The organism is Campylobacter portucalensis, assembly GCF_009690845.1.
GTDB lineage: Bacteria > Campylobacterota > Campylobacteria > Campylobacterales > Campylobacteraceae > Campylobacter_B > Campylobacter_B portucalensis.
Map to the genome: position 1 here is coordinate 98,497 of NZ_VWSJ01000001.1, position 18,343 is coordinate 116,839.

Genomic DNA, 18,343 nt, shown 5'->3' on the forward strand with positions numbered 1-18,343 from the left:
GGTTAAACCTCCTTTTTTATAAAAGTGAATTAATTTTATCTGCAATAGCTTGTTTTGATTGAGCACCAATAAGCTGATCTTTAACTTCACCATCTTTAAAAAATAGAAGCGTTGGAATACTTCTAACTCCAAACTGAGTCGCCAAATCTTGCTCTTCATCTGTATTTACTTTGCAAATTTTAGCTTTGCCATCAAATTCCTCAGCCAACTCTTCAATAACTGGTGCAAGCATTCTGCAAGGTCCGCACCAAGGTGCCCAAAAATCAACTAAGCTAACGCCTTCCTTTGCTACATCAAAATTTTCAGACGTAAGATCTAAATATTTTGCCATTTTTTCTCCTAAATAATAAATTTTCTTAATTCTACATTGTTTTTGTAAATTTATAATCAATCAAATTTTAAATTGTAATATTTTCTATAAATTTAATCTCATTTTTTTGTACCAATAAAGCGTCTATTTGATAGTTTAAATCAAATTTGCTTTTCATCAAGTAAAAATCTATAGTTTTTAAAATTTTATCCATTTTAATAGGCGTTATGCGATAAATACTATCATACTCTCCACTAGTTGCTTTGACTTCAACAAAATGCAAAACACTATTTTTTTTAGCAATAATATCTATCTCTCCAAATTTACTCTTAAAATTTCTATCAATTATCTCAAAATTTAAATTCCGAAGATAATTTACTGCCTTATCTTCGCTTTTAAAACCAAAAATATACTCTTTTAAGCCCAAATTTAACTCTCTATCCTTATCATAAATGGTCTATTTAATACAAATTTCATATTTTCTAAAATTTCAATAACTTTTTTAATATCAGCCTCTAAACTCGTATGAGTTGTAAAAAATAGAGTTGTGTATTTTTCGTCCTTTAGGCGTGGTTTTTGCAAAAAACTGTCAATTGAAATTCTATTTTCACTCATAACATTTGCAATTGTAGCTAAAACTCCTTTTTTATCTTCAACTCTTACTCTTAAATAATATTTTGTTTTTATATCATTTTGAGATAAGAGTTTTACATTTTGTAAAGTTGTATTATAGCCTAGCATCGGGCTTTTATTTCCTTTAGCGATATCGATTAAATCAGCCACTACTGCACTAGCTGTTGCATCTCCACCAGCACCAGGACCATAATACATACTATGTTTCAAAGCATCTCCATACACGCTAACGGCATTCATAACCCCATCAACTTTAGCTAAAATATTATCTTTATTTATAAAAGCAGGATGAACTCTAAGCTCTACCTTTTTATCTTCTATTTTTGAAATAGCCAAAAGCTTAATTACATATTCAAATTCATTAGCAAAAAATATATCTTCACTCGAAATTTTTCTAATGCCTTTTACTAAAATATCTTCAGGATCTCCATGAACAGAATACGCTATACTACTTAAAATCAACAACTTATGAGCCGCATCAAATCCATCCACATCAAAACTAGGATCTGATTCTGCATAACCTAAATTTTGAGCTTTCGTTAAAGCCTCATCAAAATTTACACCATTTTGCATCATATTTGTCAATATATAGTTGCTTGTGCCATTTAAAATTCCAACTATTTTTTCTATTTTATTTGCACTAAGCCCTTCTTTTAAAGCCTTTATGATCGGAATTCCTCCTGCTACACTTGCCTCAAAACCAAAAGGAGTATTTTTTGCTAAATTTTGTAAAGCATATCTATGATAAGCTAACATCGCCTTATTTGCAGTAACTACTGGCTTTTCTTGTTTTAAAATTTCACTCACGATTTTATAAGGCCTATCAACTCCTCCCATTAATTCAACATAAGCATCGATATCATCTCTTTTTAAAATAGAATTTATATCATCGCTAAGCTCTATATCAACATCTCTTTTTTTAGACAAATCTCGTACAAATCCAATAACAGGATTTATCTCAACACCAGATCTAGCCTTTATAAGCTCTTTATTTTTTTTTAAAATTTTAACTACAGAGCTACCAACGGTTCCTACCCCTAAAATTGCGACATTCATTTTAAATCTTTTAAATAAATTTTTATATTTCTAGCGGCTTGCCTGATGCGATTTTCATTTTCTATCAAAGCTATTCTTACATACTCATTTCCAGCCGTACCAAAACCACTTCCAGGACTTACTGCTACATTAGCTTTTTTTAAAAGCTCCTTACTAAATTCTAAACTTCCCATATCTTTTGCAAATTCAGGAATTTTTGCCCATACAAACATCGATGCAGCAGGGCTTTGTATTTGCCATCCTGCATTACAAAAAGATTCAACCAAAACATCTCGCCTTTTTTTATACTTTTGTATATTTTCTAAAACGCAATTTTGATCTCCTTCAAGTGCAATCGTTGCAGCAACTTGAATGGGTGTAAACATACCATAATCAAACCAAGATTTAATCTTCTTTAAAGCTGTAATTAATTTTTTATTGCCACACATAAATCCTACTCGCCAACCTGCCATATTGTATGTTTTTGATAAAGTATATAACTCAACAGCCACATCTTTTGCATCTTTAATTTGAAAAATAGATGGCGTTTTATAACTATCAAAAGCAAGCTCAGCATATGCTATATCGCTAATAATATAAAATCTCTTCTCTTTTGCAATTTTTACTAATTTTTCATAAAAACTTAAATTTACAACGGCTGTTGTTGGATTATGAGGGAAATTTACTACTATATATTTTGGCTTTGGAATACTCTCTTCATATGCTGTTTCTAAATCCCTAAAAAACGCCTCTTCGTCCAAAAAAAGGTCATCGCCATATTTTAATGGCATTTTTACAACATTTCCGCCTGCTATTATAAAAGCTTGCGTATGGATAGGATAAGCAGGATCTGGCACAATAGCAACATCACCTGGGTTAATGATAGCAGTTGTTAAATGAACAAAACCCTCTTTGCTTCCCATTGTAGCAACTATTTCACTCTCAGGATCGATATCTACATTATATTTATTTTTATACCAATTAGCACATGCAACTCTTAATTTATAAATTCCTTGAGAAACTGAATAGCCATGAGTTTTGTCTTTATTTGCACTCTCACAAAGTTTATCAATAATATGCTGAGGAGTCTTTCCGTCTGGATTTCCCATTGAAAAATCAATAATATCTTGCCCATTTCTTCTAGCCTCCATTTTTATAGCATTCACTTCTGCAAAAACATAGTTTGGAAGTCTTTCTATTTTATTAAAGCGAATTTCATCAAACATAATCTATCCTTATTTTATATTAAATTTAAGCCCTTTTGAAATTTTTTCCATACTTATATCATCACCAACCAAAATATAATGTGTATTTTCTAAAATATCTAAATTTAAACTAACGTGCCGAGTTTTTATAATTTTTTCATCTATTAAATTTAAATTTCTATCAAAAAACTGAATGCTAGGATGCCAAATATCATCATTTTGAGCTAAAATTTCAATACTTTTTATGTTGCTAACATTAATAAAATATGGTTTTATCGGTTTTTTATAGCTACTATCAAAAATTTCAGTTTCTATGCTGGCATTTGTCATATCAATACTATATTCATAAGCTTGATTGGTTTTTTTTACACCAGTTACTATAACCCCATCTTTTTGTAAATTTCTTTTAATGTCTCTTGGGTGCGGAAGTTTTGTAGAATAAACTATAACTGAATATGAAGAATTTGATGAGTTTTTAAAATTTAAGTCATAAAAATCATTAAATCCCAACTTTTCCAATAAATTTGAAATCGTTTTTATAAGTAAAGTTCCTGTAGAATTTGAGTTGAATTTTAAAACTATAGGAGTTTTTTTATCAAAAACAGTTATAAAATCTTCGCTTTTTTCTATCTCTTTAATATCGCTTTCATTAGCTATTAAAAAAATGGATAAAAAAACTATCCAAAATGCCTTTTTTACCACGCTTTTCCTTTATTTAGTTTTAAAAAATCATCATAACTAATATCCAAAATTTTTCCATCTTTAATATGAAATCTATGAGGATTTTTATCTTTAAAATTTTTAGTTTCTCCATTTTGCTGAATTTCAAAATAACCATGTCCTGTTAAAATGAGTTGGTCTTTTGATAAATCTAATTCAAATTTATCAGATGTATTTTTGCTATATTTTTTACCTGTTTTTAAATCTATAACGCCTATCCAAATTTTATCATTCGCTTTTATAAAAGCACTTTTTTCATCATCTGAGCTATTTTCTACAACTTCCTCTTTTTTATTGTTTGAATTTTCAAGGAGTGCTGTTTTTTCAAGTGCGTTTAAATTTTTTGTTTGATTTTCTTCTATATCTTGAAAATCTTTTTCTGTAATCTCTTTGCTATCGTTGTTTTCAACGATTGGGGCTATTTTTATACCAACATTTTCTAGTTTAATTTCAGCTTGTTCTATGGCGGTTGAATTTGTTGAGTAAATTTGCACAGTTTTGTTTTCATCATTTAAAATATTAATCATTTTATATAATTCAAATTTTATTAAAACCCATATAATGACCCCTAAAAATATTAACCAAAAAAATATCAAGGGAACTTTACTTTTGTTTGTAATTTTTAGCTCTTCTTTTATGCTATTTGGAAAAAAATTTTTATGATTACTACCGATATCTACGATAGCGTGAGCATTATATTCATCAAGCCAAAAACTTAAATCCAATCCATACTCTCTTTCTATGATTTTAATAAAAGCTTTGACGTTTTTTCCATATAAAGCCTCAAAATCTTTTTTAATAATCAAATCAATATAATCACTATCAATGTAAGTTTTTTTAGAAATTTCAACTACACCTATTTCTTCTAACGCTTTTAGCGGATTTTTTATATCACTCATCTAACATCCTATCACAAATTATTGCAAATGCTGCACTAACATTTAAACTATCCCAATTATTTTTCATTTTTATAGTTAAAAGCTTATCGCACTTTTCAAGGGCTTTTTTAGGCATTCCAGAACCTTCACTACCCATTATAAGGGCTTTTTTGTTGCCAAATTTAGCAGATTTTATATCTACGCCTTTTAAACTCGTGCCATAAATTTCAAAACCACTTTGTTTTAACTCATTTAATAAAGCAAGTCCATCACTATATAAAGCAACTTTCATATCAAACATCGCCCCGCTACTTGCTCTTAATACACCCTCAATAGCCAAACTTTTACTCACAACTACGATACCGCCAACACCTAAAGCATAAGCGGTTCTAATAATAGCACCGATATTTCCAACATCGCTTAAACCATACAAAATTACTAAAGATTTTTCATTTTTTAAAGTTTTAAAATCTGCAAATTCGAATGGTAAAATTTCAGCTAAAAATCCTTGATGATTTCCGCCTTTTGCTAATGCTTGAGCCTTTTTAAAATCAAGCCGAATTACCTCAACACCAGTTTTTAAAATTTCTTTAAAAAGTGGCTTTTCACACTCTTTGGCTAAATAAATTTTTATAAATTTATCCCTATGTTTTTTTAGCAAATATAAAAATAACTGTTTTCCATATATAATCATCTTGTAATGATAGCAAAAAACGGTTAAAATTTAACTTACTTTAGAAGATTTTTATAAATATTTTTTGATTTTTCGCCTGTTATTTTGGCAATAAGTTTGGACTTTTGTTTTATTGATAAGTCTAAATTTAAAATATCATCAATTGTAATTTTTTCAAAACCAGAAGTCTTTGAAGCAGAAATCACAACCACCCATTCGCCAGATAAATTTGATTTTTTTAAAATTTCAAGCACATTAGAAACACTACCAAAAAATTTAGTCTCAAATTTCTTAGTAGCCTCTTTGATTAAAAAAATATCTCTATTTTGATCAAATTTAGAAATATCTTCCACTAAATTTAAAACCCTTTTTGGAGATTCGTAAATAATAACAGGATATGGCGAATTTATGGCATTTTGTATAGATATTTTTCTATCTTCACCCTTATTTGGCAAAAAACCTAAAAATGTAAATTCTTTCTGTACTAATCCACTAGCAGCGGCAGCCAAAAGCAGAGCATTAGAGCCACTTAAAAATTCATAATCAATGCAATTTCTTTGTGCAAATTTAACTAAAAACACCCCAGGATCACTAATGCAAGGCATCCCAGCATCGCTTACATAAATACAAGTTTTCTTAAAAATTTCAATATCTAAATTTTTAATAAAATCATCTTCATTATGAGAATGCAAACTAAGAAATAAAATATCTTTTAAATTTAAATTATAACGCTCCTTAAGGAGTAAAACTAATTTTTTAGTAACTCTAGTATCCTCGCAAATTAAAACCTCGCACTCTTTTAAAATGTCCAAAAAATGCAAGGACACATCGCTTAAATTTCCTATTGGAGTAGGAGCAAAATATAGCAACTATTTCATACCATATTTTTTCTTAAATTTTTCAACCCTGCCAGCAGAATCTACAATTTTTTCACTACCTGTAAAAAATGGATGACAACTTGAACAAATATCTACTCTTATTTCATTTTTATTTGATTTTGTTTCAAAAACATTACCACAAGCACAAGTTACACTACAAGTAACATATTCTGGATGAATCTCTTTTTTCATAACATTTCCTTTTAATTAGTGATTATTTTAAGTAAGGCGTGATTATACTATTTTTTTTCTTAAAAATCAAATTTACAACAAAACCTTTGAAGCTACACTTAAAATTGCTGTATTTGAGCGAAGAATATATGGCAAATTTAAAGCATATTTTTTTCTAAATTTCTGCTTTTCTCTATCGCTAAATCCCCCTTCAGGACCTATAAAAAATATCTCATCAAAAGCTGGTTTTTTAAATTTTTCTCCATCAAAATCTATCAAAGCTACATTGTTATATTTAGAAATAAATTGATCAATATCATTAAAAATTTCTGTCTCCATTACGGAATTTCTACCGCATTGTTGTGAAGATGAAATTAAAATTCTCTCCATTCTATCAGTATCAAATTTAAAATTTCTTTGCGAAAAATCACTATAAACTAAAATCAATTTTCCAACGCCCATTTCATTTAAATATGGAAGTGTTTTTTCTATAACATTTGGATCAACAACAGCCCAAGCAAGAGTTAAAAAATGATCTATTTTTTCTACACTATGCTTAAAAACTAGCTCTAAAAATGCTTTTTTTCTATCAATTTTTTTGATTTCATATATATAATTATAACCATCTTTTAAATTTCTTACATCAATCCTATCGCCTAAATTTAAACGCCTAGCCTTTAAATGTTTAAATTGACTTTCATTAACTCCTATAATCTCATCGCCACTAAATTTCGAATACAAAAACACCATCTATAAAAATCCTAAACTTAAATTTATCATAAAAATAATACCTAAAAAAATCGCCATTTTCATTTTATATTTACTAAAATTTTTTATGTAACAAGCCCTTTTAAGGCTCTTATATCCAATAGCAATTAAAGCAATTATAATAAAAGCAGATATCATCATTAAGATTACTTTATAATGCAAATGAAAATTCAAAATCGGTAGCATTATTATGCCAGTAAAGATTAAGCACGCCAAACAAAAGTTATAAATAGTTAAAAAAATGCGAATTCTTTTTACAAATTTTACACCACCTTTTAAACGTGTAAGTATAAAAAAAATAATAGTCAAAACTATAAAAAAATGTGCAAAAAATTTATGAAAACTAAGAGCAAATTCAAATAATTCAACCATCTAGCACTCTTTTGGAAGATCTAGTTTTTTACTGTTTATAAGTTTATGCATTAAATTTTTATCCATCCACTCATCCATAATATCATCGCTAAATTTAATATCGCTTAAATTTATAATTCCCATATTTTTATTATAAGCATCTTCTCTAAAGCACTGTGCATAGCCTGTTTTTGTTTCATGCACAATAATGCTATAAAGAGTGATGTTTTTCTCGTTATTATTCATACTGCTTAATTTTAAAATTTGATCTATTAATACAAAAAAGACTCTACAAAACTGCTCTGCACTTGGATTTTGTGGTATTTCTATCCATCTTTTTGAATGTTTTTTTATATCATTTTTATACTCTTTACTATCGCCAGTAAAAATAGTAGTAGCATGGTCAAAACTATCTATTATTGTTTTGATATAAATTTTCATCAACCCAAAATCATAAACCATTCCAGCACTATCTAAAAAATTTGAACTAATCAAAACCTCGCATCTATAAGAATGCCCATGAATACTAGTTTTGCAACGCTTTGAACTGCAAAATCTTACAATATGTGCATTTTCAAAATCAAAAATTTTTCTTATTATCATATCCCATCTTTATCGTTAAAAATTCTAATATGCAATCTATCTGAATAATTATAGCCGTTTTTTACACAAAACTCAAAAACAAATTTAGCATTTTTTTGCAATTGCTCTTGATTTTTCCCAAGAGGCATACAAAAAACTTCCATTTTTACAGCTTTTAAAATTTCATCAATCTCATTTTTTAAAAAATTGTTTGCATCAATTACAAATTTATAAAAACTCTCTTTTGCATTTTGCTTGATTAAATTTAAAGCCTTAAAATTTAATCTTTTTTCTATTTTTTCGCCAGAATTTGATAGCTTTGGAGAGATGGCAAAAACACAATTTTTATAAATCGGAAAATTATCAAAATCAACTAAAATTGTTCCGTTGCTCTCAAAATGCACATCATAACCACGCCCCAAAATTTCACAAATAAATTCATAAAAAATTATATTTTTATGATGGATCAATGGCTCGCCACCTGTTATAATAATAATGGGTTTAAAATTTAAATTTAATTCATCGATCTTACTTAAAAGCTCATTTTTAGATGAAATTTCCTTATGTTGAAAATGGCTTTCATAAACAGCTCTTATAGTGTCGCAACCGACTAAAATTTCGCCAGTTTTAGGGGATTTAAGTTCAGCCCCAAACCCTTTACATCTTAAAGTGCAGCCACCAAAACGAAAAAAAATAGCATTTTTACCTGCATATTTTCCTTCACCTTGAATACTATGAAATACTTCAACTAATTTCAAATTTACCCACCAGTTTGATAAAATGCTCTAGTTGAAATTTCATGTTCAGAAATTTTATTTTCCCAACGATTTTTTTCAGGCTTATTTCTTAAAACTTCTCTTAAAATTTCAGTTGCTTTTTTGATATCATTTTGTCTTAAAGCATCTTTTATACTTAAAGCCTCATCAAAATATAAACAAGGTATCAAAAGCCCTTCGGCTGAAAGTCTAATTCTATTACAGGTATCACAAAAATCGTGTTTATGGGGATCAATTATGCCAAATTGATAACCATCTTCTATGCTATACATTGTAGATGGCGAATTTTTTACCTTTCCAACCTCTTTAATGCTATATTTTTGAGATATTATCTCTAAAATTTCATCTCTTTTAAGGCTTTTTAATTCATCATTTGCATGTATATTTTCCATATATTCTATAAATCTTATAGTTGAGTTGTGGGCTTTAGCAAATTCTAGCAAGCTAATTAACTCATTATCATTTACGCCTTTTAAAGCAACCGTATTTATCTTGACTATTAAATTAGCTTCTATGGCGGCTTCAAAACCCTCTAAAACATTATGCAAAACGCTCTTTTGTGCCAAAAAGTGGGCTTTTTTTGGATCTAATGTATCAAGTGAAATGTTTATGCGTTTTAAGCCAGCTTGTTTTAAAATAAGAGCATAATTTTTTAAAAAATACCCATTTGTTGTCATCGCTAAATCAATCTCAGGGGCATAATCACTTATCATTTTGATAAATTTATCCACATCTTTTCTAACTAACGGCTCACCGCCTGTTATGCGAATTTTTTTTACTCCTTCATCAATTGCTACTTTTATAAATTCAAACATCTCTTCAAATTTTAAAATATTTTCATGCGGAACCCAATCAAATGGAGTGTGTGGCATACAATATTTACATCTAAAATTACACCTTTGCGTAACAGAAACCCTTAAATAATCAACAACTCTGCCATGCCCATCTATTAACATAATTCATCCTATTTTTGTCTTATTATACAAATTTTACGTAAATAAGCACTAAATTTATCTTTAAAGTTCATTATTTTTTTGATTTTTTTGATTTTTTTGAACTATCTCATCTATAATTTTTATGGATTTAATAATAGGTAAAATTTTCTCCTCCACTTGCTTATCGATACTTTCTGAAAAATCTCCAATATTCATATCATTTAAAATTTCCTTTAAGTTTTCAACTTCTTTTTGTAAAATAAAAATTCCATTCATATTATCATTTATAATTTGATCATATCTGTCAAATTTAGCATCAGTTTGTTTGTCTTTTATGTAAAGCAAAATAAGTACTATAAAAAGCACCAAACATAGTCCTAATATAATTATGCTATTAGCATCCATAAATTCTCCTTATAAAAATAAATCTAAAAATATAAAACAAAAAAACATTATCCCCAAATACCCATTTAAGGTAAAAAAAGCTTTATCTATTTTAGAAAAATCTTTTTTTACAATTCTATGCTCCAGATATAAAATCAATGCACTAATCATTACCCCCAAATAAGCAATATATCCAAGCTGAGCCGCCCAACAAAAGAGTAACCAAAAAAGTATAGCAATAATATGAAATAATCCGGAAATAAACATAGAAGCAGCACTTCCATAGATAGAAGGAATACTAAAAAGTCCTGCTTTTTTATCATATTCCATATCTTGAAGAGAGTATAAAATATCAAATCCACCAACCCAAAATGACACACCACAGCAAAGCAAAGCAGACCATAAAGGAATTTCACCACTTATAGCTACAGCACCAGCAATCGGTGCAAGCCCTAAACAAAAACCAAGTATAATGTGTGCTATTTGCGAAAATCTTTTAAAAATAGAATATCCACCCAAAATAATTAATATAGGAAAAGATAGCCAAAAAGCCAAATCATTTATAAAATATGCAACCAATACAAATATACAGGCATTTGATATAATAAAAATTATTAAATTTTTACGACCTATCCTGCCATCAACGCTAGGTCTATTTGCACATCTAGGATTTAATCTATCTATATCTTCATCCATATATCTATTAAATGCCATTGCAAAATTTCTAGCACTAACAGCACAAAAAACACCTAAAATAAATAGCTTAATGCCAAACCACATTGTATTGTTTTGAATTTTTGAAGCCGTAATCATAGCCACAAATATAAAAGGCAACGCAAAAACCGAATGTTTAAAAACAATTAATTCATTAATATCTAATAAAATTTGCTTGAATTTTTTCATTTCTCCCTTTCAAAACCTTTATTTTAGCTAATTTAAGATAAAATAGAGATTATTTAATTTAATTTTTATAGATTTTAAGGAAAAATATGTTTTTAGAATTTGCAATCATAGCACCGACAGCTAGTGGAAAAAGCGAGTTAGCACTACATTTGGCATCTAAATTTAATGCTGTAATTTTAAGCCTTGATTCTCTTAGTGTTTATAAACAAATCGATATCGCAAGTGCAAAACCAAGCAAAGAAGAGTTAAAAATGGTCAAACATTTTGGTATAGATTTAGTCTATCCAAATAAACATTTTAGCGTTGGTGATTTTATAACAGAGTATCAAAAAGCTAAAATTTATGCACAAAATTTACAAATACCACTTATCATAACTGGCGGTAGTGGATTTTATTTAAAAGCTATGATGAGCGGGTTAAGTCCAAAAATTCAAGATGTAAAACAAGATCTTTCAAATGAAGAAATTTACAATCTAGCCCTAAAAATCGATAAAGAATTCGCTAATAATTTTAGTAAAAATGACTCTTATAGACTTTTAAAGTGGTATAGTATTTACAAAACCACAAATGAAATTCCAACTCTATTTTTAAAACAAAATTTAAAACCACCAGTGATTCAAAATTTAAAAATTTATGAAATTTTTGTAGAGAGGGAAATTTTAAGAAAAAAAATTGAAGCTAGAACAAAATCAATGATAAAAAGTGGCTTAATAGATGAGGCTAAATTTTTATTTGATAAATATACAACTAAACCAAAATCTCTAAATTCAATAGGCTTAAAAGAGTGTGCTAGTTTTTTAAGAGGCGAAATCTCTTTAACAGAATTAGAAAATTTAATCTCGACCCACACAGCACAACTAGCAAAAAGACAAAGAACTTTTAACAAATCTCAATTTAAAGATAAAATTTCTCTTTCAAAAGATGAGTTAAAAGCATTTTTAGAAAATTTACTCAAAAGCCACTTAAAATAAGCATTTCATAAATTTTAGGTATCAAGGCTTTAAATACAAAAGGTGCAATTATACATAAAATAGCACAACTTGTAATTATAAATCCAAATTTATCACTTTTTGCGACACTTTTGCCACCATCTTTTAAAAACATAACAACCACAACCCTTAAATAATAATAAACTCCAATAGCACTATTTATCGCCATTGCTAAAGCTAAAAATATAAAACCAGAATTTATAGCTGCACCCATTAAATACATTTTACCCCAAAATAGACTAAATGGCGGAAATCCGGCCAAACTAAGCATAAAAATAGCCATCAATAATGCACTCTTAATATCTTTTCTCGCTAATCCAAAAAAGCTTTCAAATGGATAGTCATATTTTAAATCTCCATTTTGTTTTAAAGCCCAAAGAAGCCCAAAAACGCCTAAATTTGCTATACAAAACATAATCCAATAAATAAATAGGCTAACGTTTGCATAAGTTGTTGAAATCAAAATACCAGCCATCAAAAACCCCACATGAGAAATTGAGCTAAAAGCGAGCATTCTTTTTATATCTTTTTGTATCAAGGCTGTTAAATTTCCAACAAACATTGTGATAATCGATAAAATATAAAGTAAAATTTGTGCAAAATAAACGCCGCTTTCTATCATAACATCAAAAAATCTAAAAGCAACCACAAGTGCTGCAAATTTTGGAATGATAGATATAAATCCCGCTAAAAATGAGTGCGAGCTTTCATAAATATCACCAAGCCAAGTGTGAAATGGCACAAGTGAAACTTTAAAACCAATAGCAACCATCATAAAAACAACACCGACAAATAAAATATGATTTGGTTTTGATGACTCTAAAAATAAATTTATTCCGCTTATATCAATACGTCCTGTTGCATAATATAAAATTCCAGCCCCAAAAACAAAAAATCCAGTCCCTAAAGCCCCCATTACAAAGTATTTTATTGCAGACTCTACGCTAAAATTTGTATTTCTCATAGCTATCATAGTATAAAGAGCTAAGCTAGAAAATTCAAGTCCAACTATTATTAAAATTAAATTTTCACTAATGACCATAAATTCATATCCACTTAACATAAAAAGATACAATACATAATATTCTGGACGTTTAAATTCCTCTTCTTCTCCATCAAAAAACAGCACAAAAAATATACTCATAAGCGATATTATAACAAGCCCCATAAAAGCCACGCCATCTAGCAAAACAAGACCAAAAAAGCCTCTTGTTTTTCCATCGCCCGTGCCAAATAAAAAGGCTAAATTTAAAATCAAAGCAATAACACTTATATAGATGTAGAATTTATTATTTAAATCTTTTTTTACCATACTTACACAAAGCATCAAAAGTCCAAATAAAATAAGCACAACAACAGGCGAAATCAAACCGAAATTTAAAATACCAAATTCAAATTTACTCTCCAACATTTGCATTCCTTAATGTATTTGATCTATCTAAAAATTCTATGGTTTGTTGATTTTGAGTTTTATTTAACATATTTAGCACTAAATTTTTTGAGCTTTTATTGATTTCACTTAAAAATAAATTTGGAAATATACCCAAAACGATAACCAAAATAGCAATTGGAATAATAGCACAAAGTTCTGTTTTATTTAAATCTTTTAAATTTAGATTTTTTTTGTTTGTGATTTTGCCAAAAAATATATTTTTGTATAAATTTAAACCATAAATTGCACTCATTATTATACCGAGTCCGCCAAAAAAAGAGTACCAAGGATTAAATTTAAAAATACCCAAAAGTGCCAAAAATTCCCCAACAAAACCAATTGTTAAAGGAAGCCCAATCAAACCTAGCATAATAATACAAAACAAAAATGCACACATTGGCATAATTTTAGCAAAACCGCCATAATCACCCATTTGTCTTGTATGAGTTCTATCGTGCATAAAACCAATCAACATAAAAAGCCCTCCGCCAACTATACTATGACTTATCATTAAAAAAACAGCACCACTTATACCAATAACATTCATTGAAAAAATACCAAGCATTACAACCCCCATATGTGCAATAGAGCTATATGCAATGATTTGTTTGATATCTTTTTGTGCAAAAGCTATAAATGAAGTATAAATCACCATTATGATGGCTATGATACACATTAAATTTGCAAAATAAACACTAGCATCAGGAAAAATCGGCAAAATAAATCGCAAAAACCCATACGTCCCCATCTTTAAAAGCAAAATAGAGCCAATAGCAGGGGCTTGCTCGTGAACATGTGCTAACCAAGTATGAAACGGAAATATGGGTGTTTTTATAGCAAAAGCCATAAAAAAAGCTAAAAATAACCAAATTTGTAAATTAAAATTAAGTTGCAAATTCTGCCACTCTAAAATATTAAAACTAAAAATACCATTTTCAACATAACACAAATAAGCCATATAAATAATACCCACTAGCATTATAATGGAACCAAAAAAAGTATAAAGAAATAGTTTTAAAGCTGCATAAATTCTATTATTGCCACCCCAATATCCTACAATATAAAGCAGAGGAATCAAAGAAAGCTCCCAAAATATATAAAACAAAATCGCATCTAAGCTTAAAAATACCCCCATCATTGCCATTTCTAGAAACAAAATACTAACAACTAAGTGTTTTTGATTTTTTTGAATATTTAAGCTTACAACCCCAACAAAAACCATAAAAGCACTCATTAAAACCAAAAATAATGAAATTCCATCCACACCTAAAAAATAATTTATACCAAATTCTGATATAAATGGTATAAATTCAACCATCTTGATTGCACCATTAGTAAAAAGAAATTTAATCCAAACATAAACACATAAACAAAGCTCAATCAAACTAGTCATAACAGCATATGTTTTTACATTTTTCTCATCTATAAAACATCCAAAAATAGCCGCTATCAAAGGAAAAAATATTATAATGCTTAAATCCATCTAATCCTCCAAAAAATAAAAGCAAAAGTCAAAATAACAATAAAGCCAACAATCATAAGTAAAAGCATAAAAGATAAATTTTCGCTCTGCATTTTATCTGTCTTTTTGCCCAAATAAAGTAAAACATTGGCGATTAAATCAACACTTTTATCTATCACAACTCTATCTAAGCTAGCACAAATTTCAGACACACAAACATAACTTTTAGCTAAAAATTCTTTATAAAATTTAGGAATAAAATACTCGTGCTTTAAAATTCTATATATAAAATTTAGCTCTAAATTTTGTTTAAATATGTTAAATTTATAAGCAAATATTGCAAATAAAGTAGAAAGACTTATGCAAAATAGCGTTAAAATAATAAGCCAAATTTCAGTAGAATGAGACACGTGCTTATCAAATTTTGGTAAAATTTTTAAAATAAAATCATTAAATTTACCTTCACTAAATCCAGCAAATACAGCCAAAAAAGCAAGCGGAATTAAAGCTATAAGCATAAAACTTTTTGCTTCGTGGGGGTGGTGATTAAATTTTGATTTACCAAAAAATACAAGCATAATAATCCTAAAACTATAAAACGCTGTCATTAAAGCACCAATCAAAAGAACAACCCAAATAAAATAATCTCCACTAGCAAAAGCTGATTCTAAAATTTTATCTTTTGAGAAAAATCCAGAAAAAGGATAAAAACCAACCAAAGCAAGCGAAGCTAATACCATTAAAATCGCAGTTGGCTTCATAAATTTATAGAGTCCGCCCATTTTTTTGATATCTAACTCATCATTCATTGCGTGCATTATATTGCCAGCACATAAAAATAAAAGCGATTTAAAAAACGCATGAGTTACTAAGTGAAAAATAGCAATATGATACACCCCAAGCCCAGCTGCAACAAACATATATCCAAGCTGAGATAGAGTTGAGTATGCTATTATTTTTTTTAAATCATCACAAACTAAAGCCATACTAGCAGCAAATATAGCGACAAATGCACCTAAAATAACAATGAATTCACTAACATAAATAGCAGCCGAAAAAATTTCATTTGCTCTAACTACCAAATAAACGCCAGCAGTTACCATCGTAGCAGCGTGGATTAATGCTGAAACTGGCGTTGGTCCAGCCATCGCATCAGCAAGCCAAGTATGCAATGGAAACTGAGCCGATTTACCCATAGCACCTATAAATAAAAACACTCCCATCCACATTACAACATAAGTTGGTAAATTTGGTATTTTTAAAAATACTTCATCAAAATTTAAAGAGCCTGTATAAGAATATATTAAAAATATCCCCATCAAAAGCCCAAGATCTGCTATTCTATTCATAATAAAAGCTTCATTTGCACACCAGCTGAAATTTGATTTATCATACCAAAATCCAATTAAAAGCCAAGAGCAAAGCCCAACCCCCTCCCAACCTATAAAAAGACCAACAAAATTATCACTCATAACTAAAATGAGCATAGAAAAAACAAAAAGCCCAAGAAAGCTAAAAAATTTATTAAATTTTTCATCTCTATCCATATAGCCTATTGAGTAAATGTGTACAACACTTGCCACAATGCCAACAGTAACCATCATAATAGTGCTTAATGGATCTATGCTTAAACTAAAATTTACATTAAGATAGCCTGCACTCATAAAATCATTTAAAAAAACAGTCAAATCACCTTCGTTTAATACTATTTCTAAAAGTATAAACGAACTTATCATACTAATAATAATCAAAAAACTACAAACTACTCCAATTAAAGTATTTTTTTTATATCCGCTAAAAATTCCAGCAAAAATAGCCCCAAACAAAGGCGCAAAAAGCGAAACTAAAACATAATAAATCATATTTGTTCCTTTTTTAAACTACTTAGCTCAATAGAACCTGTTTTTTTATACCATCTTATTAAAAGCCCAAGCCCTACAGCTATTTCACTAGCTGCTATTGCTATAACAAATAAAGCAAAAATTTGACCATTGAAATCATCCAAATAGTGAGAAATAGCAACTAAAGCAACATTTGCGGCGTTTAATAAAATTTCAGTTGAAAAAAATAGCATAATTAAATTTTGTCTTTTTAAAACGCCAACTATACCAAGCATAAACATTATAATAGAAACAGCCAAATAATGCTCTAACCCTATCACTTTAGCTCCTTTTTATCCATCTCTTTATGAGTTAAAACTATACCGCAAATCATAGCCACTAAAAGCATTAAAGCAGCAATTTCAAAAACCAAAATATACCTACTAAACAAAACTTTACCTATTGCATTTGTATTTGGAATTTCATTTAAAATCTCGCTCTTAAAACTAAAATTTGCAAAAGGCATTAAAATCATCAAAAAAAGTAGCAATGAAGAAAAAACGCAAAGCGTATATATGAGTTTTTTAGCTTTTACTTTTTCTTTAACCTCTAAATTTGCATCAAAAAACATCATAGAAAATGCATATAATACAACAACTGCACCAGTATAAACTATAATCTGCACAACACCTAAAAATTCAGCATTCAAAATAAAAAACAATCCCGATACAAATATCATTCCAGCAGCCAAAGAGCTCATTGCATAGAGTGTTTTTTTAGAAAAAATACTTATACTAAAAAATACTATACAAAGTGTTGCAAAAAAATAAAATCCTATCGCTTCAATCATAACTCTTCCTTATTGCTATAAGCTGTTGGAGTAAATTTAACTAATTCACTAGCATTTGTCGGCAAAGAGCCATAACCTTCAAATTCACTTTGATCTTTTAAATTTGAGATTAAAAGATCTTTTTTAAATCCAAATCCAGCTCTTTGTTCGCTAGCAAATTCATATTCACCACCATGCACAATAGCAAGTTCTGGGCAAACATCAGCACAAAGCCCACAATAAACACATCTGCCAAAATTTATAGAATAGTTTGTAACTTCTTTTCTTCCATCTTCATTTAATTTTGTATCCATTGCTATACAATTACTAACGCAAATTTTTTCGCAAAGCCCACAACCAATGCATCTTTGATTACCACTTTCTAAAACTCTCAAAAGCTTATGGACGCCCCTATATCTTGCATTTAACTCCATTTTTTCAATAGGATAAAATATAGTATGGCTACTATCTTTTCTAACCATCTCTCTAAAAACAACACCAAGACCAACAAAAAGTTCAAATCGAAAAGTTCTTTTGAGAAATCTTTTAAATTTATCTTTTTTTGTTACATAACTCTGTCTTTCATCTAATTTTATATAATTTATCATC

Annotated in this window: 23 protein-coding genes; 1 reads left to right on the forward strand and 22 read right to left on the reverse strand. The window is 28.7% G+C overall.

Annotated elements, in window-relative coordinates; genetic code table 11:
- Positions 1-16: 16 nt before the first annotated feature.
- From trxA to mqnP, 16 genes are all read right to left on the reverse strand, one after another.
- Positions 17-331 (reverse strand): thioredoxin, encoded by a 315-nt coding sequence (trxA, locus tag F1B92_RS00510; RefSeq protein ID WP_154569964.1) that lies wholly within the window; start codon positions 329-331, stop codon positions 17-19.
- A gap of 67 nt (positions 332-398) precedes the next feature.
- A complete protein-coding gene (locus tag F1B92_RS00515; RefSeq protein WP_154569965.1) occupies positions 399-737 on the reverse strand; it encodes a YraN family protein in 339 nt (112 codons plus the stop codon).
- Positions 738-739: 2 nt separating this feature from the next.
- Positions 740-1,999 (reverse strand): homoserine dehydrogenase, encoded by a 1,260-nt coding sequence (locus tag F1B92_RS00520; RefSeq protein WP_154569966.1) that lies wholly within the window; start codon positions 1,997-1,999, stop codon positions 740-742.
- Positions 1,996-3,204 (reverse strand): LL-diaminopimelate aminotransferase, encoded by a 1,209-nt coding sequence (locus F1B92_RS00525; protein ID WP_154569967.1) that lies wholly within the window; start codon positions 3,202-3,204, stop codon positions 1,996-1,998. Before F1B92_RS00525 ends, F1B92_RS00520 begins: the two co-directional genes overlap by 4 nt.
- A gap of 9 nt (positions 3,205-3,213) precedes the next feature.
- Entirely contained in the window at positions 3,214-3,885 is a 672-nt protein-coding gene (locus F1B92_RS00530; protein ID WP_154569968.1) for a hypothetical protein, read from the reverse strand.
- A complete protein-coding gene (locus F1B92_RS00535) occupies positions 3,879-4,802 on the reverse strand; it encodes a hypothetical protein (protein WP_154569969.1) in 924 nt (307 codons plus the stop codon). Before F1B92_RS00535 ends, F1B92_RS00530 begins: the two co-directional genes overlap by 7 nt.
- Positions 4,795-5,475, reverse strand: coding sequence for a 23S rRNA (guanosine(2251)-2'-O)-methyltransferase RlmB (gene rlmB, locus F1B92_RS00540; RefSeq protein ID WP_154569970.1), 681 nt, complete (start codon positions 5,473-5,475; stop codon positions 4,795-4,797). Before rlmB ends, F1B92_RS00535 begins: the two co-directional genes overlap by 8 nt.
- Positions 5,476-5,510: 35 nt before the next feature.
- Positions 5,511-6,323, reverse strand: coding sequence for a 16S rRNA (cytidine(1402)-2'-O)-methyltransferase (gene rsmI, locus F1B92_RS00545; RefSeq protein ID WP_154569971.1), 813 nt, complete (start codon positions 6,321-6,323; stop codon positions 5,511-5,513).
- Entirely contained in the window at positions 6,324-6,524 is a 201-nt protein-coding gene (gene rpmE, locus F1B92_RS00550; protein WP_154569972.1) for a 50S ribosomal protein L31, read from the reverse strand.
- Between the two features lie 72 nt (positions 6,525-6,596).
- Positions 6,597-7,253 (reverse strand): 16S rRNA (uracil(1498)-N(3))-methyltransferase, encoded by a 657-nt coding sequence (locus F1B92_RS00555; RefSeq protein WP_154569973.1) that lies wholly within the window; start codon positions 7,251-7,253, stop codon positions 6,597-6,599.
- On the reverse strand, positions 7,254-7,643 hold the full coding sequence (locus tag F1B92_RS00560) for a hypothetical protein (RefSeq protein ID WP_154569974.1): 390 nt from the start codon (positions 7,641-7,643) through the stop codon (positions 7,254-7,256).
- On the reverse strand, positions 7,644-8,225 hold the full coding sequence (locus tag F1B92_RS00565; protein WP_154569975.1) for a 6-pyruvoyl trahydropterin synthase family protein: 582 nt from the start codon (positions 8,223-8,225) through the stop codon (positions 7,644-7,646).
- Positions 8,222-8,962: a 7-carboxy-7-deazaguanine synthase QueE gene (locus F1B92_RS00570; protein ID WP_154569976.1), complete on the reverse strand. Its 741-nt coding sequence runs from the start codon at positions 8,960-8,962 to the stop codon at positions 8,222-8,224. Before F1B92_RS00570 ends, F1B92_RS00565 begins: the two co-directional genes overlap by 4 nt.
- Positions 8,963-8,964: 2 nt before the next feature.
- Positions 8,965-9,936 carry a GTP 3',8-cyclase MoaA gene (gene moaA, locus F1B92_RS00575; protein WP_154569977.1) on the reverse strand — a complete coding sequence of 324 codons (972 nt, stop codon included), beginning with the start codon at positions 9,934-9,936 and terminating at the stop codon, positions 8,965-8,967.
- Between the two features lie 60 nt (positions 9,937-9,996).
- Complete coding sequence (locus F1B92_RS00580) at positions 9,997-10,320, reverse strand: hypothetical protein (protein WP_154569978.1); 324 nt, start codon at positions 10,318-10,320, stop codon at positions 9,997-9,999.
- Between the two features lie 9 nt (positions 10,321-10,329).
- Positions 10,330-11,202: a menaquinone biosynthesis prenyltransferase MqnP gene (mqnP, locus tag F1B92_RS00585; RefSeq protein WP_154569979.1), complete on the reverse strand. Its 873-nt coding sequence runs from the start codon at positions 11,200-11,202 to the stop codon at positions 10,330-10,332.
- A gap of 86 nt (positions 11,203-11,288) precedes the next feature.
- On the opposite strand from mqnP, the gene miaA reads away from it, so the two are divergent.
- Positions 11,289-12,173: a tRNA (adenosine(37)-N6)-dimethylallyltransferase MiaA gene (gene miaA, locus F1B92_RS00590; RefSeq protein ID WP_154569980.1), complete on the forward strand. Its 885-nt coding sequence runs from the start codon at positions 11,289-11,291 to the stop codon at positions 12,171-12,173.
- Here miaA and nuoN read toward each other — a convergent pair.
- The 6 genes from nuoN to nuoI are packed head-to-tail and all read right to left on the reverse strand — an operon-like array spanning position 12,154 to position 18,342.
- Positions 12,154-13,602 carry an NADH-quinone oxidoreductase subunit NuoN gene (gene nuoN / locus F1B92_RS00595; protein WP_154569981.1) on the reverse strand — a complete coding sequence of 483 codons (1,449 nt, stop codon included), beginning with the start codon at positions 13,600-13,602 and terminating at the stop codon, positions 12,154-12,156. The two genes, miaA and nuoN, sit on opposite strands and share 20 nt — an antisense overlap.
- Entirely contained in the window at positions 13,589-15,106 is a 1,518-nt protein-coding gene (locus F1B92_RS00600; protein ID WP_154569982.1) for an NADH-quinone oxidoreductase subunit M, read from the reverse strand. The genes nuoN and F1B92_RS00600 overlap by 14 nt, the downstream gene beginning before the upstream one ends.
- Positions 15,097-16,947, reverse strand: coding sequence for an NADH-quinone oxidoreductase subunit L (gene nuoL / locus F1B92_RS00605; RefSeq protein ID WP_154569983.1), 1,851 nt, complete (start codon positions 16,945-16,947; stop codon positions 15,097-15,099). The genes F1B92_RS00600 and nuoL overlap by 10 nt, the downstream gene beginning before the upstream one ends.
- Entirely contained in the window at positions 16,944-17,246 is a 303-nt protein-coding gene (gene nuoK, locus F1B92_RS00610; RefSeq protein WP_326833050.1) for an NADH-quinone oxidoreductase subunit NuoK, read from the reverse strand. The genes nuoL and nuoK overlap by 4 nt, the downstream gene beginning before the upstream one ends.
- On the reverse strand, positions 17,243-17,755 hold the full coding sequence (locus F1B92_RS00615; protein ID WP_154569984.1) for an NADH-quinone oxidoreductase subunit J: 513 nt from the start codon (positions 17,753-17,755) through the stop codon (positions 17,243-17,245). Before F1B92_RS00615 ends, nuoK begins: the two co-directional genes overlap by 4 nt.
- Positions 17,752-18,342, reverse strand: a complete 591-nt coding sequence (gene nuoI / locus F1B92_RS00620; RefSeq protein ID WP_154569985.1) for an NADH-quinone oxidoreductase subunit NuoI — start codon at positions 18,340-18,342, stop codon at positions 17,752-17,754. The genes F1B92_RS00615 and nuoI overlap by 4 nt, the downstream gene beginning before the upstream one ends.
- Between the last annotated feature and the right edge of the window lies 1 nt (position 18,343).